Source organism: Streptomyces sp. 130 (genome assembly GCF_007096885.1).
In the GTDB taxonomy this organism is placed as follows: domain Bacteria; phylum Actinomycetota; class Actinomycetes; order Streptomycetales; family Streptomycetaceae; genus Streptomyces.
In genome coordinates this window covers 1-700 of record NZ_VJNO01000120.1, presented here as the reverse complement: position 1 = coordinate 700, position 700 = coordinate 1, and the positions used below count along the sequence as shown (strand labels likewise).

Sequence of the window (700 nt, the reverse complement as noted above, 5' to 3'; positions counted from 1 at the left end):
ACTTCTTCGATCTGGGCGGCGACTCGATCCTGAGCATCCAGGTCGTCTCCCGCGCCCGCGCCGCCGGACTCACCGTCTCGCCCAAGGACGTCTTCGACTGCCAGACGGTGGCGATCCTCGCCGAACGCGTCGCGGACGCCTCCCAGGAGGACACCGCCGACGAACGCCCGGCCGTCCACGGACCCGTGGGGCCGACCCCCGTACAGGAGTGGTTCTTCCGCACGCACACGGCCGCACCGCACCACTTCGGAATGTCGATGGCCGCGACCCTGCCCGCCCACGTCGACCGCACGGCCCTGGCCACCGCCATGACCGCGCTGGTGGAGCGGCACGACGCCCTGCGCATGTGCTTCGGGCGCACCGAAGACGGCACGTGGATCCAGTCGGCCGCCGCCCCCACGGACAGCGCACCGCTGCACCACGACCTCTCCGGCCTGCCGCCGGAGCAGCGCACCGCCGAGCTGGACCGCACGGTCCGCACCGCCCAGGCGGGCATGGACCTGGCCTCCGGACCCCTCTTCCAGGCCCTCACCTTCGACCTCGGCGCCGATGGCACCCGCCTGGTGATGGTCGCCCATCACTTGGTGGTGGACGGGGTGTCGTGGCGGGTGTTGCTGGAGGACTTGGAGGTGGCGTACGGGCAGGTGGTGTCGGGTGTGCCGGTGGATCTGGGGGTTGGTTCGTCGTCGTTCGGTGAGTG

General features: G+C 71.4%; 1 protein-coding gene. It reads left to right on the top strand.

Annotated features, from left to right (window positions below; all coding sequences use genetic code 11):
* Window positions 1–700 (top strand): condensation domain-containing protein (locus FKN01_RS32275; protein ID WP_143626189.1); only part of this gene is annotated, 700 nt, incomplete at both ends.